Origin of the sequence: Microlunatus sp. Gsoil 973 (assembly GCF_009707365.1) — a bacterium.
Lineage (GTDB): Bacteria > Actinomycetota > Actinomycetes > Propionibacteriales > Propionibacteriaceae > Microlunatus.
In genome coordinates this window covers 4,852,814-4,870,540 of the sequence record NZ_CP046122.1, presented here as the reverse complement: position 1 = coordinate 4,870,540, position 17,727 = coordinate 4,852,814, and the positions used below count along the sequence as shown (strand labels likewise).

Here is a 17,727-nt window from a genome sequence, read left to right as displayed (position 1 = left end):
CCTCCTCGATCAGTGCCCGACCGGCCGGTACCCGTCACGCAGGCGGGCTACCAATCCGGTCAGCACCTCCGATGTGCCGGCATCGATCCTGAGGTTGGCAAGATCGTCCCCGCGGGTGGCGCCGCGGTTGACGATGATCACCGGTCTGCCCCGCCTGGCGTCGTGCCGGACGAACCGCAGCCCGCTCATCACCGCCAGTGATGATCCGGCGACCAGCAACGCCTCGGAGGAGTCGATCAGGTCGTAGCAGCGCTGCACCCGTTCCTTGGGCACGCTCTCGCCGAAGAAGATCACATCCGGTTTCAGCACACCGCCGCAGTTCAGACATGGCGCCACCCGGAAGTCGCTCCAGTCGTCGACCACCGCGTCGCCGTCCGGCCTGAACTCGGCGTGTCGCAGATCCTCCTCGCTGCCGGCGATCTGCGGGTTGAGGTCGAGCAGGCGTTGCTGGTGGTCGGCGCGCTCGGTGAGCTGCCCACAGTCCAGACAGATGATCTTGGTGATCCTGCCGTGCAGATCGATCACCGGCTCACTGCCGGCCGCATGATGCAGGCCGTCGACGTTCTGGGTGATCAGGCCGTTCAGTCCGTACGCCGCCAGTTCGGCCAGGGCGCGATGTCCGGCATTCGGCTCCGCGGTGCGCATCCGCGGCCAGCCGAGGAAACTCCGGGCCCAGTACCGCTGCCGGGCCTTGTGCGACCCGACGAACTCGTCGTACATCATCGGCGTCGCACGAGGCGATTCCGGACCGCGATAGTCCGGGATGCCGCTGTCGGTGGAGATTCCGGCACCGGTCAACGCCGTCCAGCTCCGGCCGTTGATCAACGACGCCAGATCGTCGAGTTGATCGTCGAGTGGCCGGGCCAACACCTCGGGTGGGCTCGGCAACCAGTCGGCGCCGAACCGCAGGTTGGTCGCTCTCACGGTGTCGTGATCATCGTCGCATGACTGTGCAGCCGGCGTGCCGCTTCGGACACCGAACCCGACAGGGACGGATAGACGGTGAAGTCCTTGGCCAATTGATCAACGGTGATCCGCTGCGCCACCGCGACAGTCAAGGGGAAGATCAACTCGCTGGCCCGTGGGGCGACAACGACACCGCCGACGATGATGCCGGTCATCGGCAGGCAGAAGATCTTCACGAAACCGTCGTGCAGGCCCTGCATCTTGGCCCGGGCATTGCCCTCGAGCGGCAGCAGCACAGAGACTGCCGTGAAGTCGCCGGAATCCACCTGCTGCTGGCTGACTCCGACGGTCGCGATCTCCGGCGCGGTGAAGACGTTGGACGAGACGGTGGCCAGGTCCAGTGGTGACACGGCGTCGCCCAGTGAGTGCCACATCGCGATCCGGCCCTGCATCGCAGCCACCGATGCCAGCATGAGTACGCCGGTGCAGTCCCCTGCCGCATAGACGCCTCGCGCGGTGGTCCGGGACACCTTGTCGACGACGACGAAGCCGCGGTCGTCGGTCTGCACGCCGGCCTTCTCCAGACCGAGGCCCTCGGTGTTGGGGATGGAGCCCACCGCTAGCAGGCAGTGCGAACCGGTCACGGTCCGGCCGTCGGTCAAGGTCACGGTGACCAGATCACCGTCCCGGGTGACCGCGGCGGCACGGGACTTCGGCATCACCTGCATGCCGCGCCGGGTCAGCACCTCCTCCAGTACCCGGGCGGCGTCGGCGTCCTCGCCGGGCAACACCCGGTCCCGCGACGACACCAGCACCACTTCGGCACCCAGGGCGTGGTAGGCGCTGGCGAACTCGGCACCGGTGACACCGGAGCCGACCACGATCAACTTCTGCGGCAGTTCGGGGAGCTCGTACAGCTGGGTCCAGGTGAGGATCCGATCACCATCGGGCACGGCGTCGGGCAGCACCCGCGGATGTGCGCCGGTGGCGATCAACACGACGTCGGCGTCGAAGGCACGGAATCCTTCGACGGTCTCGGCGATCACCCGTTCGGGACCGTCCAGCCGGCCGGAACCGACGACGATCTCGACACCATCGCGGCGCAGCCGATCGGCAATGTCGGTCGACTGCTGAGAGGCCAGGGCCAAGACCCGTTTGTTGACCGCACCGAGGTCGACCTGGACCTCGTCGGGCCCGTACCGGATCCCGAGTTCTCCCGACTCCTTGACCTCGGTCATCACCTCGGCCGTCGCGATCAGCGTCTTGGACGGTACACAGTCGGTGAGCACGCTGGCCCCGCCGATGCCCTCGCTGTCGATCAGCGTCACCCGGCCGCCGAGCTGGGCGCCGACCAGCGCGGCCTCGTATCCGCCGGGCCCGCCGCCGACGATCACCACATGCGTCACGTCATTCGATTGTTCCACGTTCGCACCAGTCGAGGATCGGCTGCCATTCGGGACCGGGTTGCCAGTCGACCCGGATGAACGCATCGCCGTGCGGCAACCCCTCGGCGATCAACTCCTCGTCGGCGATCACCCGGTCGGCCAGGTAGCGGCGCAGATCGGCCATGGTCGGGGCGCTTACGGCTCCGCCCAGCGACTGCACCGACAGCGCAGCGCACAGATTGGCCAGCCGCAGCCGCCGGTGCAGATCCCAGTCGAGGTCGTAGGTCGACATGAACGCTGCGACGAAGACGTCACCGGCGCCGGTCGGGTCGGCGGCACGGGTCGGCACGGCCGGCACCTCGACCAGCTCGTCGGTGCTGCGTTGGTAGGCGGTCACCCCGTCACGGCCCCGGGTCACCACCGCCAACTCGACGTAGTCCCCCAGCTTCCGGGCGGCCTCGGCGGCCGACCCGGTGCGGGTGTAGTTCATCGCCTCGAGATCGTTGGGGACGAAGACGTCGACCTGGTCGAGCCGATCAAGGATGCCCGAGCTCCACAACCCCGACTCGTCCCAGCCGACACCGCCGTAGATCAGCGTGCCCTGCTCTCGCAACCGGCGCACCCAGGGACGCAGGTTGCCGTCGACACTGACATGGGCGGCCCCGACCGGCGGTGCATCCTCCGGCCAGTCGAGATTGCACTCATCCTCGGCGTAGGTGACGAACCGGCGATCGTGCGGTCCGGTCATGGCCGCGGTGACCGGCGTCTGGTAGCCGTGCCGTTCGGCGATCCAGGTGAGATCAAGCTTGTCCTCGGCGGCCAACGAGCCACGGATCGTGCTGCCGAGCAGGTCGTCGCCGAGTTCGGAAAGCAGGGCCGTGCGGCGCCCCAACCGGGCCGCGGCGACCGCCGGATTGGCCGCGCCACCGGGTGAGATGGCGAATCCGTCGGCGTACACCTCCGTGCCGGCCTCCGGATTGGTGACCCCGGCGAAGACCAGATCGCAGAAGATCGCTCCGGTGAACAACAGGTCGATCGACTGCCCGGCCACGCTCCCTCCCGCCCGATCGTTGTCGCTATATGCTGCCAGAAGGTGTGCTGCGACGACGGTGTACCCGCCGCCGAGACCCGAAGGTTCACAGATAGCCGAGGGAGGGCAAGCGTGACAGCTAGCGCGCAGGAACAGTCGCCCGTCATCAGTCTGGTACCGGCCCGGATGGACCGGCTCCCCTGGACCCGCTTCCACTGGTCTGTGGTGATGGGGCTCGGGGTCAGCTGGATCCTCGACGGCTTGGAGATCCAGCTCGTCTCGGCCGGCGGTTTCGCAACCGAGTTCCACATGAGCGCGGCACAGGTCGGCTTCACAGCCACCGTCTATCTGATCGGCCAGGTCGTCGGCGCTCTGGTCTTCGGCCGGATGACCGACACCATCGGCCGAAAACGTCTCTTCATCCTCACCTTGGCGATCTACCTGGCCGGCAGCGGGCTGGCCGGTCTCTCCCTCAACATCACCATGTTGTGGATCTTCCGGTTCATCGCCGGGATGGGCATCGGCGGAGAGTACACAGCGATCAACTCCGCCATCGACGAGTTGATCCCCTCCCGCTATCGGGGTCGGGTCGACATCGCGGTGAACGGCACCTATTGGGGCGGTGCGGCACTCGGTGCACTGGCCACCATCCTGACCCAGAACCTGTTCAGCCCGAACTGGGCCTGGCGGATCGGCTTCTTCATCGGGCCGGTCCTGGGCCTGATCATCATCTATCTGCGGCGGGCGATCCCGGAGAGCCCGCGCTGGTTGTTGACCCACGGCCACGCCGCGCAAGCCGAAACGACCGTGGACGAGATCGAGGAACGGGTCCGAAGTCAGGGCGTCCATCTGGAGCCGGTGCCGCAGGAGAAGGCGATGGCGGTGATCGACTATCCGCCGGTACCGTTCGGCCAGCTCGTCCGGATCTTCATCCAGCAGTATCCACGGCGGACCATCCTGGGCTTGACCATGATGGTCACCCAATCCTTTCTGTACAACGCGATCTTCTTCTCCCAGGGCAATGTGCTGAAGGGGTTCTACAACATCAGCGAGGCCAACGTCGGCTACTTCTTCTTCCCGTTCGCCATCGGCAACCTGGCGGCCCGCTCGTCCTCGGGCACTTGTTCGACACCATCGGCCGAAGAAAGATGATCTTCAGCACCTACATGATCTCCGGTCTGGTGCTGGCCGCGTCTGCTGTGCTCTTCCAGGCCGGACTGCTGAACGCGACGACCCAGACGATCTTCTGGTGCGTGTCCTTCTTCTTCGCCTCCGCGGGCGCATCCTCGGCCTACCTGACGGTGAGCGAGATCTTCCCGCTCGAGGTACGCGGCCAGGCGATCTCGTACTTCTTCTGCGTCGCCCAGGCCGCCGGCGCGTTCGCACCGTTCCTGTACGGCAACCTGATGGGCGACTTCTCCAGCCGCGGACCGCTGACCGTCGGTTACCTGATCGGCGCAGCGGTGATGATCGCCGGCGGTGTTGTCGCCCTGGCGATGGGTATCAATGCCGAACGGCAGTCACTGGAGGACGTGGCTGATCCGCTGTCCAAGGTCGCCTTGCCCGATACTGCGAGTTGATCATGACTGAACAGACCGAAGAGTCCGACCGTCCGCTGATCGTGGTCGGGGTGAGCCGGACCAGCCACTCGCCGATGGCCCTGCGCTGGGCGGCCGATGCAGCAGATCGTTACGACGCGGATCTGCTCGCCGTCCGCGCCTGGCGTCCATCCCGGCCGCCGTCGGCGGCCTCCGGCAGACCCTCGGTGGTCACCCGGGACGTTGACGCGGAGCGGGCGCATGCCGAGGCAGCGCTGTTCGACGACGTCCGGGAGACCCTCGGCGCCGACCACCGGGCGCATTGCGAGATCCGGCAGGGTACGCCGTCTGCCGTGCTGACCGCCTTGTCCAAGGCCGCTCACCTGGTGGTCATCGACGCACCCCGGCGAACCGATTTCGGCAATTCGCCGGGACTGGCGCATCGACTGGTCTACCAGGCGGCCTGCCCGGTCGTCGTGATGCCGCCCCGGGTCGCGCAGACACCCGACAGTCCGCTCGTCGCGGCCGGCAAGTGGCTGGCCCGCGGGATCATGGAGTCGGCGGGCACGGCCGGCAGGCCGGGTATCCGGCCGCCGGCGCACGGCGGGCCGCCGATGAACGTGCCGGTCGACGACGAATCCACCGACAACCGCTGACCAGCGGTAGCGTCTGCTGGCGTGATTTATGCCGCGTACGGGAGCAATCTCGATCCCGGTCAGATGGCCGGCCGCTGCCCGCATTCACCGACCCGCGGCGTCGGCTGGCTGCCGGGTTGGCGCCTGACCTTCGGCGGCGACGGTTGGGACGGCGCTCTTCCGACCCTGGCCGAGCAGCCGGGCGGTCAGGTCTTCGTCGGCCTCTACGATGTCGGCGAATCCGATGTCGCCGCCCTGGACGGCTGGGAGAGCGCGGACTCCGGGCTCTATCGCAAGCTGACCGTCCGGGTCGCCACCCTGGACGGGGAGTTGCCGGCCTGGACCTATGTGCTGAACGACTTCGAGGGCGGTCTGCCGAGTGCCCGGACGATCGGCATCCTGGCCGATGCCGCCGAAGCGGCCGGTGCGCCGGACGACTACGTGGCCGAACTCCGACGCCGTCAGTGCGCCAGTGGCTGGTAGCTATCCTGTCGCCCGTGGTTGATCTGATCGAGGACCCGCACGGCGCAGCCCGGGCGGCTGCCGACGCGGTGCGCCGACGTCTCGGTGTCGACGCGGCCGACCTGGCCTTCGTACTCGGATCGGGCTGGAGCGCCGGCTCCGACGCGATCGGAGAGACGGTCGCCGAGGTCCCGCTGGCCGACCTGCCCGGCTTCAGCACACCGGTCGTCGCCGGTCACGGCGGAGTGCTCCGCCTGGTCACCACGGCCGGGGGCAAGCGGGCGCTGGTGTTCACCGGCCGCACCCACTTCTACGAAGGGCGCGGGGTGGAGGCCGTGGTGCACGGCGTCCGGACCGCAGCCGCCCTGGGTGCGGCGGTGCTGGTGCTGACCAACGGTTGTGGCGGTCTGCACCCCGAGCTGCCGCCGGGCACCCTGACCCTGATCCGTGATCACATCAATCTGACCGGGCAGTCACCGTTGCGCGGCGCGACCTTCGTCGACCTGACCGATGCCTATTCGCGACAGCTTCGTGATCTTGCCCGGTCGGTGGCGCCGGAGCTGTCCGAGGGCGTGTACGTGCAGTTCCGTGGCCCGCAATACGAAACCCCGGCCGAGGTCGGAATGGCCGCCCGACTCGGTGGTGACCTGGTCGGCATGTCCACCGGGCTGGAGACCATCGCCGCCCGGGAGGCGGGGATGGAGGTGCTCGGCATCTCCTTGATCACCAATCTGGCAGCCGGGATCTCTGCCAAGCCGTTGAGCCATGCCGAGGTCGTCCAGGCCGGACTGGATGCTGCGCCGCGGCTTCGAGGGCTGCTCGCTGAGCTGGCCAAGGTCCTGTGATGATCGATCCGGCCCGGTGGCGGGCGGAGGATCCGGACCCGGCGACCGCCGCCGAACTCGATGATCTTCTGCGACGCTCGGCGGGCGGTGACGCCGCCGCAGAGGCGGAGTTGACCGATGCGTTCTCCGGACGGCTCCAGTTCGGCACGGCCGGGCTGCGCGGGCCGCTCGGCCCGGGCCCGAACCGGATGAACCGGGTGACCGTCGGTCAGGCCGCAGCCGGCCTGGCCCGTTATCTGGTCGATCACGAGTTGTCCGGCGGCACGGTGATCATCGGCTATGACGGCCGGCACAACTCCGAGGTGTTCGCCAGGGACAGCGCGGAAATCCTCGCCGGCGCCGGATTCCGTCCGCTGCTCATCGAGCATCCACTGCCGACGCCGGTGGTCGCCTTCGGCATCAGCCACTTCGACTGTGTGGCCGGGATCGTGGTGACAGCCTCACACAATCCGGCACAGGACAACGGCTACAAGGTCTATCTGGGTGACGGGTCCCAGATCGTTCCGCCGGTCGACGGCGAGATCGCGGCGCACATCGACACCGTCGCGTCCGGGCGACCGGCCGACCTCAAACGTTCCGGCGACTACGACCGCATCGGGGAGCAGCTGATCACCGCCTATCTGCGGCGGGCGACCGAGCTGGTCTCCCGGCACGGGCCCCGGGAAGTCGACTGGGTCTACACGCCGATGCACGGCGTCGGCCGGAAGATCGTCGAGGAACTCGTCTCCCGGACCGGGTTCAGCGCGCCGCATGTCGTCGCCGCCCAGGCCGATCCGGACCCCGACTTTCCGACCGTGCCCTTCCCCAACCCGGAGGAACCCGGCGCACTCGACCTGGCGATCGAGCTCGCCGGCCGGCAGGAATCCGACCTGGTGATCGCCAACGACCCGGACGCCGATCGCTGCGCCGTCGCGGTCCCGGACCGGAACGGAACGGGCTGGCGGATGCTGCGCGGGGACGAACTGGGCGCACTGCTGGCCGACGATGCGCTGCGCCGCGGCGTACCGGGGACCTACGCCTGTTCGATCGTCTCCAGTTCGCTGCTGCAGGCGATGGCCAAGGACCATGATCATCCGTTCCGGTTCACGCTGACCGGCTTCAAGTGGATCGGCCGGGTTCCCGACCTTGCGTTCGGTTACGAGGAGGCGATCGGCTACTGCGTCGACCCCGCCGCCGTACCCGACAAGGACGGCATCACCGCCCTGCTCCGGGTGCTCGACCTGGCAGGTTCCCTCCGCGCCGGGGGACGGACCCTGTCCGACCGGCTGGACGAGATCGCCGAGCGATACGGCGTGTACGCCACGGATCAGCTGACCGTCAGGGTCGAGGACCCGTCGCTGATCACCGACGCGATGTCCCGGCTCCGCAGCGATCCGCCGACCGTACTGGCCGGCGAACCGGTCGAGGTCCGCGACCTTGCCGACGGCGTCGATCTCGGCGACGCCGGCGTATTGCCGCCGACCGACGGCGTCCTGATCACCGGTAGGTCGATCAAGGTCGTCGCCCGGCCGTCGGGAACCGAGCCGAAGCTCAAGTGCTACCTGGAGGCCCGGGTGCCGACATCCGCGCGCCGGGCGAGTGAGGCGCATCCGGTCGCCGCGGACCTGCTGCGCTCGCTGCGCACGGAGATGGCCGCTGCCCTGGGAGTCACGGCCTGACCCCGACGCGCGGTGACGGGACGATATTCACAACACAGCCCGTCAGACGGGCAGTATTTCCCGCGATTTCCGCTGTCTTCCGAAGAATCTTCGGCATAGAGTTGCGATAAGCATCAATGCTCCCGTAGCTGATGCGTCACGCCGACGAATGTGGATCGCCAGGAGGTCACCATGTCCCATCCCGTGTTACCTGCCGATGTGCACCAGGTTCTCGGTCGTCACGTGCTGACCGACGGGTTCAAACTCGTCGCCGACCTGGCCGCCAGCCGGGGCAGCCGACTGGTCGACGCTCGGACCGGGCAGGTGTACCTGGACTTCTACACGTTCTTCGCCAGCGCGCCGCTCGGCCTGAACCCGCGCTGCATCACCGACGACCAGGCATTCCTGGACAAGCTCGCCCGGATCGCCGCGAACAAGCCCGCCAACTCCGACATCTACAGCCCGGAGTACGCCGAGTTCGTCGAGACCTTCGTCCGGGTGCTCGGCGACCCGGCGCTGCCCCATCTGTTCTTCGTCGAGGGTGGCGCGCTGGCGGTGGAGAACGCCCTGAAGGTGGCCTTCGACTGGAAGAGCCGGCGCAACGAGGCCGCCGGCAGGTCCGCCGATCTCGGCACCCGAATCCTGCACCTGACCCGCGCCTTCCACGGCCGCAGCGGCTACACCATGTCGCTGACCAACACCGAGCCGAACAAGGTGGCCAGGTTCCCCAAGTTCGACTGGCCGCGGATCGATGTACCGGCGATCACCTTCCCGCTGCAAGATCATCTTCCCGAGCTGGTGGCCGCCGAGGAGCGCGCGCTCGACCAGGCCAGGCAGGCGTTCGAGCAGTACCCGCACGACATCGCGGCGTTCATCTGCGAACCGATCCAGGGTGAGGGCGGTGACAACCACCTGCGCCCGGAGTTCCTGCAGGCGATGCAGCAGCTGACTCATGATCATGACGCGCTGTTCATCCTCGACGAGGTGCAGACCGGGATGGGCACCACGGGCACGCCGTGGGCCTACCAGCAGTTGGGACTCCAACCCGACGTCGTCGCCTTCTCCAAGAAGGTGCAACTCGGCGGGATCATGGCCGGCCGCCGGGTCGACGAGGTCCCGGACAACGTGTTCACCGTCTCCGGCCGGATCAACTCCACCTGGGGCGGCGGTCTGGTCGACATGGTTCGCGCGACCCGGATCCTGGAACACATCGAGGCCACCGGGCTGATCGAGACCGCCGGGCCGAAGGGTCGGCATTTCGTCGAACGTCTGCACAAAGTCGCCGAGCAGTATCCCGACGGCACCCTGGGCAACGTCCGCGGGCGCGGCCTGCTGGTCGCCGTCGATCTCATCGACGGCACCACCCGCGATAGCGTGCTGGCGTGGCTTCGTGATCACGAGCACGTCCTGGCGCTGCCTTGCGGCGAGCGGGCGATCCGGTTCCGGCCGGCGCTCTCGGTCACCGAGGCGGAGATCGACGAAGCCGCCGATGCACTGGATCGTGCCGTCGCCCAGGTCGTAGGAGGAGCCAAGTGAAGCAGGTCGCGTCGATCATCGGCGGCCGCCCGGTGCCGGGTGGCCGGACCGCCGCGAGCACCAATCCGAGCCGGCTGGACGAGGTGATCGCAGAGGTCTCGTTCGGCGACGCCGCGACGTTCGTCGCCGCGGCGGAGTCGGCCAGGAAGGCGCAGTCCGCCTGGGCGGCGGTCCCCGCTCCCGTCCGGGGACGGGCGATCGCCCAGATCGGCCGCGCGGTCGAGGGAAACAAGGAGGCGCTGGCGAGGATCGTCACGGCCGAGATCGGCAAGCCGTACGCCGAGGCGCTCGGCGAGGTGCAGGAGATCATCGACACCTGCGACTTCTTCCTCGGCGAAGGACGCCGGCTCTACGGGCAGACGGTGCCCAGCGAGATGTCGGACAAGCAACTCTTCACCTTCCGCCGCCCGGTCGGCTCGGTCGCGGTGATCACCGCCGGCAACTTCCCGGTGGCGGTGCCGTCCTGGTACATCGTCCCGGCACTACTGGCCGGCAACACGATCGTCTGGAAACCGGCGGAATACTCCCCGGCCGCGTCCTCCGCGTTCCACGAGATCTTCGTCGCCGGAGGCGGGCTGCCGGACGGCGTGTTCAACATCGTGCACGCCGGAGGACCCGACACCTTCGCGGGCCTCGAGCAGAGCCTCGAGCAGGGCCTGATCGACAAGATCGGCTTCACCGGGTCATCGGCCGTCGGCCGTGAGGTGGGTGGCCTGGCCGGACGTCATCTGCAGACCGCCTGTCTCGAACTCGGTGGGAAGAACCCGATGGTGGTCACCCCGGCAGCCGATCTCGATCTTGCTGTGGAGGGCGCGTTGTTCGCCGGTTTCGGCACCGCCGGGCAGCGCTGCACGTCCCTGGGCACGGTGATCGTGCACGAGTCGGTGCACGACGACTTCCTGGCCCGCTACAACGCGGCCGTGGCCGCCGCGCCGGTCGGCGATCCGACCCGCGACGTGGTGATGGGACCGTTGATGGACGCCAGGTTCGCCGAGCGGTACGAGGAATTCCTCTCCCTGATCCAGCCGCATCACCGGGTGCAGGCGCAGCGCGGCCGGATCACCGCCGACAATCCTCGGGAGGGTTTCGTCGGCGATCCGACGGCCGGCCTGTTCTATCACCCGGTCGTCGTCGATGGTGTGCGGCCCGGTGATCGGATCTTCGATGAGGAGACGTTCGGCCCGATCGTCGGCGTGACCAGTTACCGGGACTTCACCGAGGCGATCGAGTTGGCCAACGCTCCGGGCTACGGTCTCTCCTCGGCGATCTACACCAACGACGCCCGGGAGGCGTTCGGATTCCGGGACGGCATCTCGGCAGGCATGCTGAGCATCAACAACTCCACCTCGGGCGCCGAGGCTCATCTGCCGTTCGGCGGCAACGGCAAGTCCGGCAACGGATCGCGACAGTCCGGCGTCTGGGTGCTTGATCAATTCACTCGCTGGCAATCGGTCAACTGGGACTACTCGGGCAGGCTGCAGAAGGCACAGATGGACACCGCCGCGCTGGTCGGCAACCCGGGGTTCAAGCTGGACTGAGGCGAGGCGTTGCGATAATCAGGCATGGCCGGTAATTCCCCCACGACACCCGGCGGGGCGCTGGAGGCGTACTTCCGCGCCAGCGTCAGCACGCTGTCCGCCCGCCCGCCGACCCAGCACCCGCTGACCCGTCCGGAGCTGGAGTTGATCTTCGATGCGCAGGCCGGCAGTCGGCAGCTGGACGTGGTGGCCCGTGAACTGCAGGCGCTCGGCGAGGGGTACTACACCATCGGCTCGGCAGGACATGAGAGCAATGCGGCGATCGCGTACGCCCTGCGTCCCGACGACCCGGCCCTGCTGCACTACCGGTCCGGCGGTTTCTACCTGCTCCGATCGGGTCGGTCCGGAGTGCAAGACGTGTTGCAGGGTCTGATGGCGCACGCCGACGAGCCGATCGCCGGCGGACGGCACAAGGTCTTCGGCAACAAGGCGCTGCACATCATCCCGCAGACGTCGACGATCGCCTCGCACCTGCCCCGGGCGGTCGGGCTGGCGGTCGCCCTGCCCCGCACCCACCGGATCGCGCCGCGGGGAACCCGCCCGGAATGGCCGGCCGACGCCGTCGTCGTCGCTTCCTTCGGTGATGCCTCGGCCAATCACTCCACCGCGACCGGGGCGATCAACACCGCGATCAACACCGCCTACCGCGGGCTACCGGTGCCGATCCTGTTCGTCTGCGAGGACAACGGTTACGGCATCTCCGTGCCGACGCCCAAGGGATGGATCGAAACCGCCTACGGCGCCCGTCCCGGCCTGTCGTACTTCAGCTGCGACGGCACCGATCCCGACCAGGTGTACGCGACCGCGCGGCAGGCAGTGGCCGTTGCCCGGACAAAGCGGCGCCCGGTCTTCCTGCACCTGCACTGCGTACGCTTCCTGGCCCACGCCGGCAGCGACGCCGAGATCACCTACCGCAGCCGACGGCAGATCGAGGCGGACTACGCCCGCGACCCGCTGCTCGGCACCGCACAGGCGCTGGTTGATCTTGGTGTGACGCCGGAGGAGGTGCTGGGCCGTTACGACGCCCGGCGCAGCGAGATCGATGATCAACTCCAGGCACTGGTCGGCCGGCCCCGACTGGCCTCCGCCGAGGCCGTGATGGCGCCCCTCGCCCCGCGCCACCCCGAACGCGTCGCCACTCACGCCGAGGGGTCACTGATCCCCCAATATTCGCGGCGTGTCGAGGATCCTGCGAGGCCGTGCACCCTCGCGGAAGCGATCAACAAGACGTTGGACGACGTCCTGACCGCTGAGCCGAGAGCCATCGTCTTCGGTGAGGACGTCGGGGTGAAGGGCGGTGTCTACGGCATCACCCGCGGCCTGGCCCGCAGACACGGTGCGGCCCGGGTCTTCGACTCGGTGCTGGACGAGCAGTCGATCCTCGGCCTGGCGCTCGGTGCCGGACTGGCCGGGCTGCTGCCGATCCCCGAGATCCAGTATCTGGCCTATCTGCACAATGCCATTGATCAACTTCGCGGTGAGGCGGCGACCCAGCAGTTCTTCTCGACGGGCCAGTACCGCAACCCGATGGTGCTCCGGCTGCCGGGATTGTCCTACCAGAAGGGATTCGGCGGCCACTTCCACAACGACAACGCCGTCGCGTCACTGCGCGACATCCCCGGACTCGTGGTCGGCTGCCCGTCCCAGGGTGCCGACGCCGCGGGGATGCTCCGCACGCTGGTCTCCGCGGCTGCGGTCGACGGGACGGTCTCGGTATTCCTTGAGCCGATCGCGCTCTATCACCGCAGGGATCTGGCCGAGACCGGCGACAACCGCTGGCTCAGTGTCGATCATGGTGGCCTGGTGCCGATCGGCGCCGGCCGGATCCGCCGCCAGGGCGACGCGCTGACCATGATCACGTTCGGCAACGGGGTGCCGATGAGCCTGCACGTCGCCGAGCGATTGGCGGCCGACGACGTCGAGTCGACCGTCCTCGATCTGCGCTGGCTGAGTCCGCTGCCGGTCGAGGACATCCTGGCCGCGGCGGTGACGACCGGTCGGGTCCTCGTGGTGGACGAGACCCGGCACAGCGGCGGTGTCGGCGAAGGCGTCGTCACCGCTCTCGTCGAACACGGCTTCCATGGCGCCATCGCCCGGGTGGCCGGCCAGGACAGCATCATCCCGCTGGGAAGCGCGAGTGATCACGTGCTGTTGGGTCCGGACGAGATCGAGAAGGCCGCTCACGAGTTGATCACCGCAACACGGGGCGCCGCCCGGCGCGCCCGCTGAGGAATCGGAAAGAGAACGATGCCGACATCGCCGTTGGAACTGCTGAGAGTCGATCATCTGCTGTCCGCTGAGGAACGGGACATTGCGGCGACCGTACGGGACTGGGTCGAGGAGCGGGTACGTCCCGAGGTCGCGGATTGGTACGAGCGCGGTGAGATCGATCCCGGTCTGGCCAAGGAGGCCGGCGCGCTCGGTCTGCTCGGCATGCATCTGACCGGCTACGGCTGCGCCGGAACCAATGCCGTCTCCTACGGCCTGGCCTGCATGGAACTCGAAGCGGGCGATTCCGGTGTCCGCAGCCTGGTCTCGGTCCAGGGATCCCTGGCCATGTTCGCCATCTGGAAGTTCGGCAGCGAGGAACAGAAGCAGCACTGGCTACCGCGGATGGCGACCGGCGAGGCGATCGGCTGTTTCGGCCTGACCGAACCGGATTTCGGGTCCAACCCGGCCGGGATGCGTACCCTCGCTCGCCGGGACGGTGACGACTGGGTGCTGAACGGCACCAAGATGTGGATCACCAACGGATCGGTGGCCGACGTGGCGATCGTCTGGGCACAGACCGATCCTGACAATCCGGGCAAGGGTGTCCGGGGATTCGTCGTCCCTACGGACACGCCAGGTTTCAGTGCTCCCAAGATCACCAAGAAGCTGTCGCTGCGGGCGTCGATCACCTCCGAACTCGTCCTGCAGGACGTACGCCTCCCAGCCGATTCCGTGCTGCCGGAGGTGACCGGCTTGCGCGGACCGCTGTCCTGTCTCAACGAAGCCCGGTTCGGCATCGTCTTCGGTGCCCTCGGCGCCGCCCGCGACTGTCTGGACTGCACACTGGCCTATGCCGCCGACCGGCAGGTGTTCGACCGGTCGCTGGCGTCCTTCCAACTGACCCAGGCCAAACTGGCCGACATGGCCCTGGAACTGCAGAAGGGATTCCTGCTGGCGCTGCATCTCGGCCGGCTCAAGGATGATCATCGACTCGATCCCCGACAGGTCAGCCTGGGCAAGCTGAACAACGTACGCGAGGCGATCAAGATCGCCCGGACCTGCCGGACGATCCTCGGCGCCAACGGCATCACCGGCGAGTATCCGATCATGCGACACGCCAACAATCTGGAATCGGTGCTCACCTACGAGGGCACCAGCGAAGTCCACCAACTGGTCATCGGTCAAGCACTGACCGGCGAGAACGCGTTCGGCTGAGGAGCTGCCATGTCGATCACCTGTCACGCCTTCCATCTCGTGTCCAGGCCGGACGGCGAGCCGACCGAGGACAACTTCCGGCTGGTGACCAGCACCCTGCCCGATCCCGGCCCGGGTGAGATCGCGGTCCGCAATCTGGCGATCTCGGTCGACCCGTACATGCGCGGGCGGATGCGGGACGAGCCGTCCTATGCGCCGCCGTGGCAGCTCGAGCAGCCAGCCCAGGGCGGTGCAGTCGGCGAGGTGATCGCGTCCGTCGACACCGACATCCCGGTCGGTGCCCTGGTGGTGCACAACCTGGGCTGGCGTGACGTCGCGGTGCTGCCGGCCGACCGGGCGACGCGGGTCGCCCGCCGTGCCGACGTTTCACCGACCGCCTATCTCGGCGTTCTGGGCATGCCGGGCCGTACCGCGTACGTCGGATTGACCAGGATCGCCCGCTTCCAGCCGGGCGACCGCGTCTTCGTGTCCGGCGCCGCCGGCGCGGTGGGCAGCCTCGCCGGACAGATCGCCAAGTTGTCCGGCGCCGGTCAGGTGATCGGCAGTGCCGGCTCCGCGGCCAAGGTCGACCATCTGCTCGGCGACCTGGGTTTCGACGCCGCCTTCGACTACCACGACGGCCAGGCGGCCGACCTGCTGGAGAAGGCCGCACCCGAGGGCGTCGACGTGTTCTTCGACAACGTCGGCGGCGAGCAGCTGGAAGCCGCGATCGGCCGGATGAACCTCGGTGGCCGGATCGCCATCTGCGGCGCGATCTCCGGTTACAACCAGTCCCGGCCGCAGCCGGGTCCCAGCAATCTGCCGCTGTTCATCGGCAAGCGGCTGACGATGACCGGCTTCCTGGTCGGCGATCACCCTGACATCGCCGACGAGTTCGAACGATCGGTCGGAGCCTGGTACGCCTCCGGGCAGCTCGTCGTCCGGGAAACCGTCGTGCACGGACTGGAGAACACGCCCGCCGCGTTCATCGGAATGCTGCGCGGTGAGAACACCGGCAAGATGATCATCAGGCTGGACTGAGCAGCTACTCAGGAATTCTGCGGCATCGGCCCCGATCACCCCGGCGACGGACTCCGGCGCGATAACGTCGCGTGACGATTCTTGGAGGGGTCCATGACGCCGGAGCCGGTCCAGCTCGACCCCGCGGATCCGATGGCCAGGTGGCTCACCCGGATCGCGGAGCACGGCGCTGTGCTGCCCGGGCTTCGAGACCCCGATCCCGCGCACCGTCGGGACGCACTGAGGCAACTCTCGGACCGGTTGGCCGTCGAGTTCGCCGCACCCGCGCCGGACACGGTCCGGATCAGCGACGAGCCGATCGAAAGGCCGGACGGCAGCAGCTTGCGGCTGCGGCGCTACCTTCCCGAACGGCTCACCGCTCCCTTCCCGACCCAGCTGTGGTGCCACGGCGGCGGCTTCCTGTTGGGCACCGTGGACGAGGTGGTCAACGACCGGATCTGCGCGGCGCGGGCCGAGGCCACCGGCCTGCAGATCATCTCCGTCGACATCCGGCAGGCACCCGAACACCGCTATCCGGCCGGTGTGCACGACCTGATGCTGGCCTATGACACCGCGCTCACCGGCACCGGGCTCAGCGTCGACGAGCACCGGCTCGGACTCGGCGGAGTGTCGTCCGGCGGGTTCACGGCGGCCGTCGCAGCGCTGCGGATCCGCGACCGGCGCGGCACCCAGCCGGTCCACCTGGCGCTGGAGTCGCCGATGCTGGCCTTCGAACGATCGGGTGACCCCAGCGAGAGCTTCGCCTCGGACGCCGACCTGGACTTCCTGACCGAGATCGTCACAGCGTTCCTGCCGCCCCAGGCCCGCGACGAGTACGCCCTGCCGATGCACATCGCGAATCTGGCCGGGCTGCCGCCGACACTGGTGGTCAGCGCCGAGTTCGATCCGCTGCGGGACTCCGCGGAGCGGTTCGGATGCCGGCTGCGCGACGCCGGCAACGTGGTCACGATGATCCGCGAACCCGGTCACCTGCACGGTTCCAGCGTCCTGACAGCGGTCTCGGACCGGTCACGCGCCTGGCAGGCCCACATCAGCGAGGCCTTACGGGCGGCGTACCGAACCGCCTAGGACCGGCGGAGCTCCACCAGCACCGGCAGATGGTCCGAGGCGCGCGACATCAGCACGGTGGTCACGCCTACGTCATTCGGGTCGATCCGGTTCACGGTCAGCTCCGGCGACGCCCAGACGGCGTCGATCCGGGCCTGCGGGTCCCTGGCCGGAAAGGTCGGCCCGGCATCGGCGGTGGCGTCGGCCAGGCCGGCCCGACCGGCCAGCTGCCACACCGGACCGCCGGGTCGCTCGTTGACGTCCCCGACGATCACGGTCGGCTCACCGGGGCGCCGGAGGCCGAACACCTGCTCCAGCTCGGCGGACCGGGCACTCCTCGCCAGCCCGAGATGGCATCCGATCACGGTGAGCACCGGATCGGAACCGCTCACCGCAACAGCGCCGCCGGGCAGTTGCAGGGCGACCAACCGCTTCCGACGCCGGACCGCCGGACGGCGGATCCGGGCCCGCCGCGCCGTCCACCGCAACGGATCTGCGACCAGTGCGATCGTCCGGGCAGCGCCGGTTGCGTAGTGCAATCCGACAGAACGCGCGAACGCCAACCGGCGGCGGCGGGTACCCCACCAGGTCGGCGCCTCCTGGATCATCGCCACATCCGGCGCACAGCGGGCGATGATCTCGGCCACCGCCTGCCGGTCGTCTCCCCAGCGATGGATGTTGTAGGTCAGCAATCGGATCGGCGCTCGGGTGGCAGCCATCAC

The 17,727-nt window shown here is 68.3% G+C and carries 14 protein-coding genes and 1 pseudogene; 11 read left to right on the top strand and 4 right to left on the bottom strand.

Annotated elements, in window-relative coordinates:
* Positions 1–9: 9 nt before the first annotated feature.
* The 3 genes from GJV80_RS22840 to GJV80_RS22830 are packed head-to-tail and all read right to left on the bottom strand — an operon-like array spanning position 10 to position 3,342.
* On the bottom strand, positions 10–924 hold the full coding sequence (locus tag GJV80_RS22840) for an NAD-dependent protein deacetylase (RefSeq protein WP_230207958.1): 915 nt from the start codon (positions 922–924) through the stop codon (positions 10–12).
* A complete protein-coding gene (locus GJV80_RS22835; RefSeq protein WP_230208466.1) occupies positions 921–2,312 on the bottom strand; it encodes an NAD(P)H-quinone dehydrogenase in 1,392 nt (463 codons plus the stop codon). The genes GJV80_RS22840 and GJV80_RS22835 overlap by 4 nt, the downstream gene beginning before the upstream one ends.
* A 1-nt stretch (position 2,313) precedes the next feature.
* Complete coding sequence (locus GJV80_RS22830; protein ID WP_195909080.1) at positions 2,314–3,342, bottom strand: carbohydrate kinase family protein; 1,029 nt, start codon at positions 3,340–3,342, stop codon at positions 2,314–2,316.
* A gap of 165 nt (positions 3,343–3,507) precedes the next feature.
* On the opposite strand from GJV80_RS22830, the pseudogene GJV80_RS22825 reads away from it, so the two are divergent.
* The 11 genes and pseudogenes from GJV80_RS22825 to GJV80_RS22775 all read left to right on the top strand — a co-directional run bounded on the left by GJV80_RS22825 (position 3,508) and on the right by GJV80_RS22775 (position 17,026).
* A pseudogene (locus GJV80_RS22825) lies at positions 3,508–4,901 on the top strand (MFS transporter).
* Positions 4,902–4,903: 2 nt separating this feature from the next.
* Positions 4,904–5,515, top strand: a complete 612-nt coding sequence (locus GJV80_RS22820; protein WP_154689866.1) for a universal stress protein — start codon at positions 4,904–4,906, stop codon at positions 5,513–5,515.
* Between the two features lie 21 nt (positions 5,516–5,536).
* The gene (locus GJV80_RS22815) at positions 5,537–5,977 is read left to right on the top strand and encodes a gamma-glutamylcyclotransferase family protein (protein ID WP_154689865.1); all 441 of its coding nucleotides are present in this window, start codon (positions 5,537–5,539) and stop codon (positions 5,975–5,977) included.
* Between the two features lie 14 nt (positions 5,978–5,991).
* Positions 5,992–6,801 (top strand): purine-nucleoside phosphorylase, encoded by an 810-nt coding sequence (locus tag GJV80_RS22810; RefSeq protein WP_154689864.1) that lies wholly within the window; start codon positions 5,992–5,994, stop codon positions 6,799–6,801.
* The gene (locus GJV80_RS22805) at positions 6,801–8,459 is read left to right on the top strand and encodes a phospho-sugar mutase (protein WP_154689863.1); all 1,659 of its coding nucleotides are present in this window, start codon (positions 6,801–6,803) and stop codon (positions 8,457–8,459) included. The genes GJV80_RS22810 and GJV80_RS22805 overlap by 1 nt, the downstream gene beginning before the upstream one ends.
* Positions 8,460–8,630: 171 nt before the next feature.
* Positions 8,631–9,974 (top strand): L-lysine 6-transaminase, encoded by a 1,344-nt coding sequence (gene lat, locus GJV80_RS22800; RefSeq protein ID WP_154689862.1) that lies wholly within the window; start codon positions 8,631–8,633, stop codon positions 9,972–9,974.
* On the top strand, positions 9,971–11,512 hold the full coding sequence (locus GJV80_RS22795; RefSeq protein WP_154689861.1) for an aldehyde dehydrogenase family protein: 1,542 nt from the start codon (positions 9,971–9,973) through the stop codon (positions 11,510–11,512). The genes lat and GJV80_RS22795 overlap by 4 nt, the downstream gene beginning before the upstream one ends.
* Positions 11,513–11,536: 24 nt before the next feature.
* Positions 11,537–13,741: a thiamine pyrophosphate-dependent enzyme gene (locus GJV80_RS22790; protein ID WP_154689860.1), complete on the top strand. Its 2,205-nt coding sequence runs from the start codon at positions 11,537–11,539 to the stop codon at positions 13,739–13,741.
* Between the two features lie 18 nt (positions 13,742–13,759).
* Positions 13,760–14,938, top strand: coding sequence for an acyl-CoA dehydrogenase family protein (locus GJV80_RS22785; RefSeq protein WP_154689859.1), 1,179 nt, complete (start codon positions 13,760–13,762; stop codon positions 14,936–14,938).
* A 9-nt stretch (positions 14,939–14,947) separates the two neighbouring features.
* Positions 14,948–15,958, top strand: a complete 1,011-nt coding sequence (locus GJV80_RS22780) for an NADP-dependent oxidoreductase (protein ID WP_154689858.1) — start codon at positions 14,948–14,950, stop codon at positions 15,956–15,958.
* A gap of 93 nt (positions 15,959–16,051) precedes the next feature.
* Complete coding sequence (locus GJV80_RS22775; RefSeq protein ID WP_154689857.1) at positions 16,052–17,026, top strand: alpha/beta hydrolase fold domain-containing protein; 975 nt, start codon at positions 16,052–16,054, stop codon at positions 17,024–17,026.
* Here GJV80_RS22775 and GJV80_RS22770 read toward each other — a convergent pair.
* Positions 17,023–17,724, bottom strand: coding sequence for an endonuclease/exonuclease/phosphatase family protein (locus tag GJV80_RS22770; RefSeq protein ID WP_154689856.1), 702 nt, complete (start codon positions 17,722–17,724; stop codon positions 17,023–17,025). The two genes, GJV80_RS22775 and GJV80_RS22770, sit on opposite strands and share 4 nt — an antisense overlap.
* Positions 17,725–17,727 lie beyond the last annotated feature (3 nt).

Excerpts from the sequence above, each read along its gene's own strand:
- lat (WP_154689862.1), top strand. The coding sequence starts at position 8,631 with ATGTCCCATCCCGTGTTACCTGCCGATGTGCACCAGGTTCTCGGTCGT.
- GJV80_RS22805 (WP_154689863.1), top strand. The coding sequence starts at position 6,801 with ATGATCGATCCGGCCCGGTGGCGGGCGGAGGATCCGGACCCGGCGACC.
- GJV80_RS22775 (WP_154689857.1), top strand. The coding sequence starts at position 16,052 with ATGACGCCGGAGCCGGTCCAGCTCGACCCCGCGGATCCGATGGCCAGG.
- GJV80_RS22820 (WP_154689866.1), top strand. The coding sequence starts at position 4,904 with ATGACTGAACAGACCGAAGAGTCCGACCGTCCGCTGATCGTGGTCGGG.
- GJV80_RS22790 (WP_154689860.1), top strand. The coding sequence starts at position 11,537 with ATGGCCGGTAATTCCCCCACGACACCCGGCGGGGCGCTGGAGGCGTAC.
- GJV80_RS22780 (WP_154689858.1), top strand. The coding sequence starts at position 14,948 with ATGTCGATCACCTGTCACGCCTTCCATCTCGTGTCCAGGCCGGACGGC.
- GJV80_RS22770 (WP_154689856.1), bottom strand. The coding sequence starts at position 17,724 with ATGGCTGCCACCCGAGCGCCGATCCGATTGCTGACCTACAACATCCAT.
- GJV80_RS22785 (WP_154689859.1), top strand. The coding sequence starts at position 13,760 with ATGCCGACATCGCCGTTGGAACTGCTGAGAGTCGATCATCTGCTGTCC.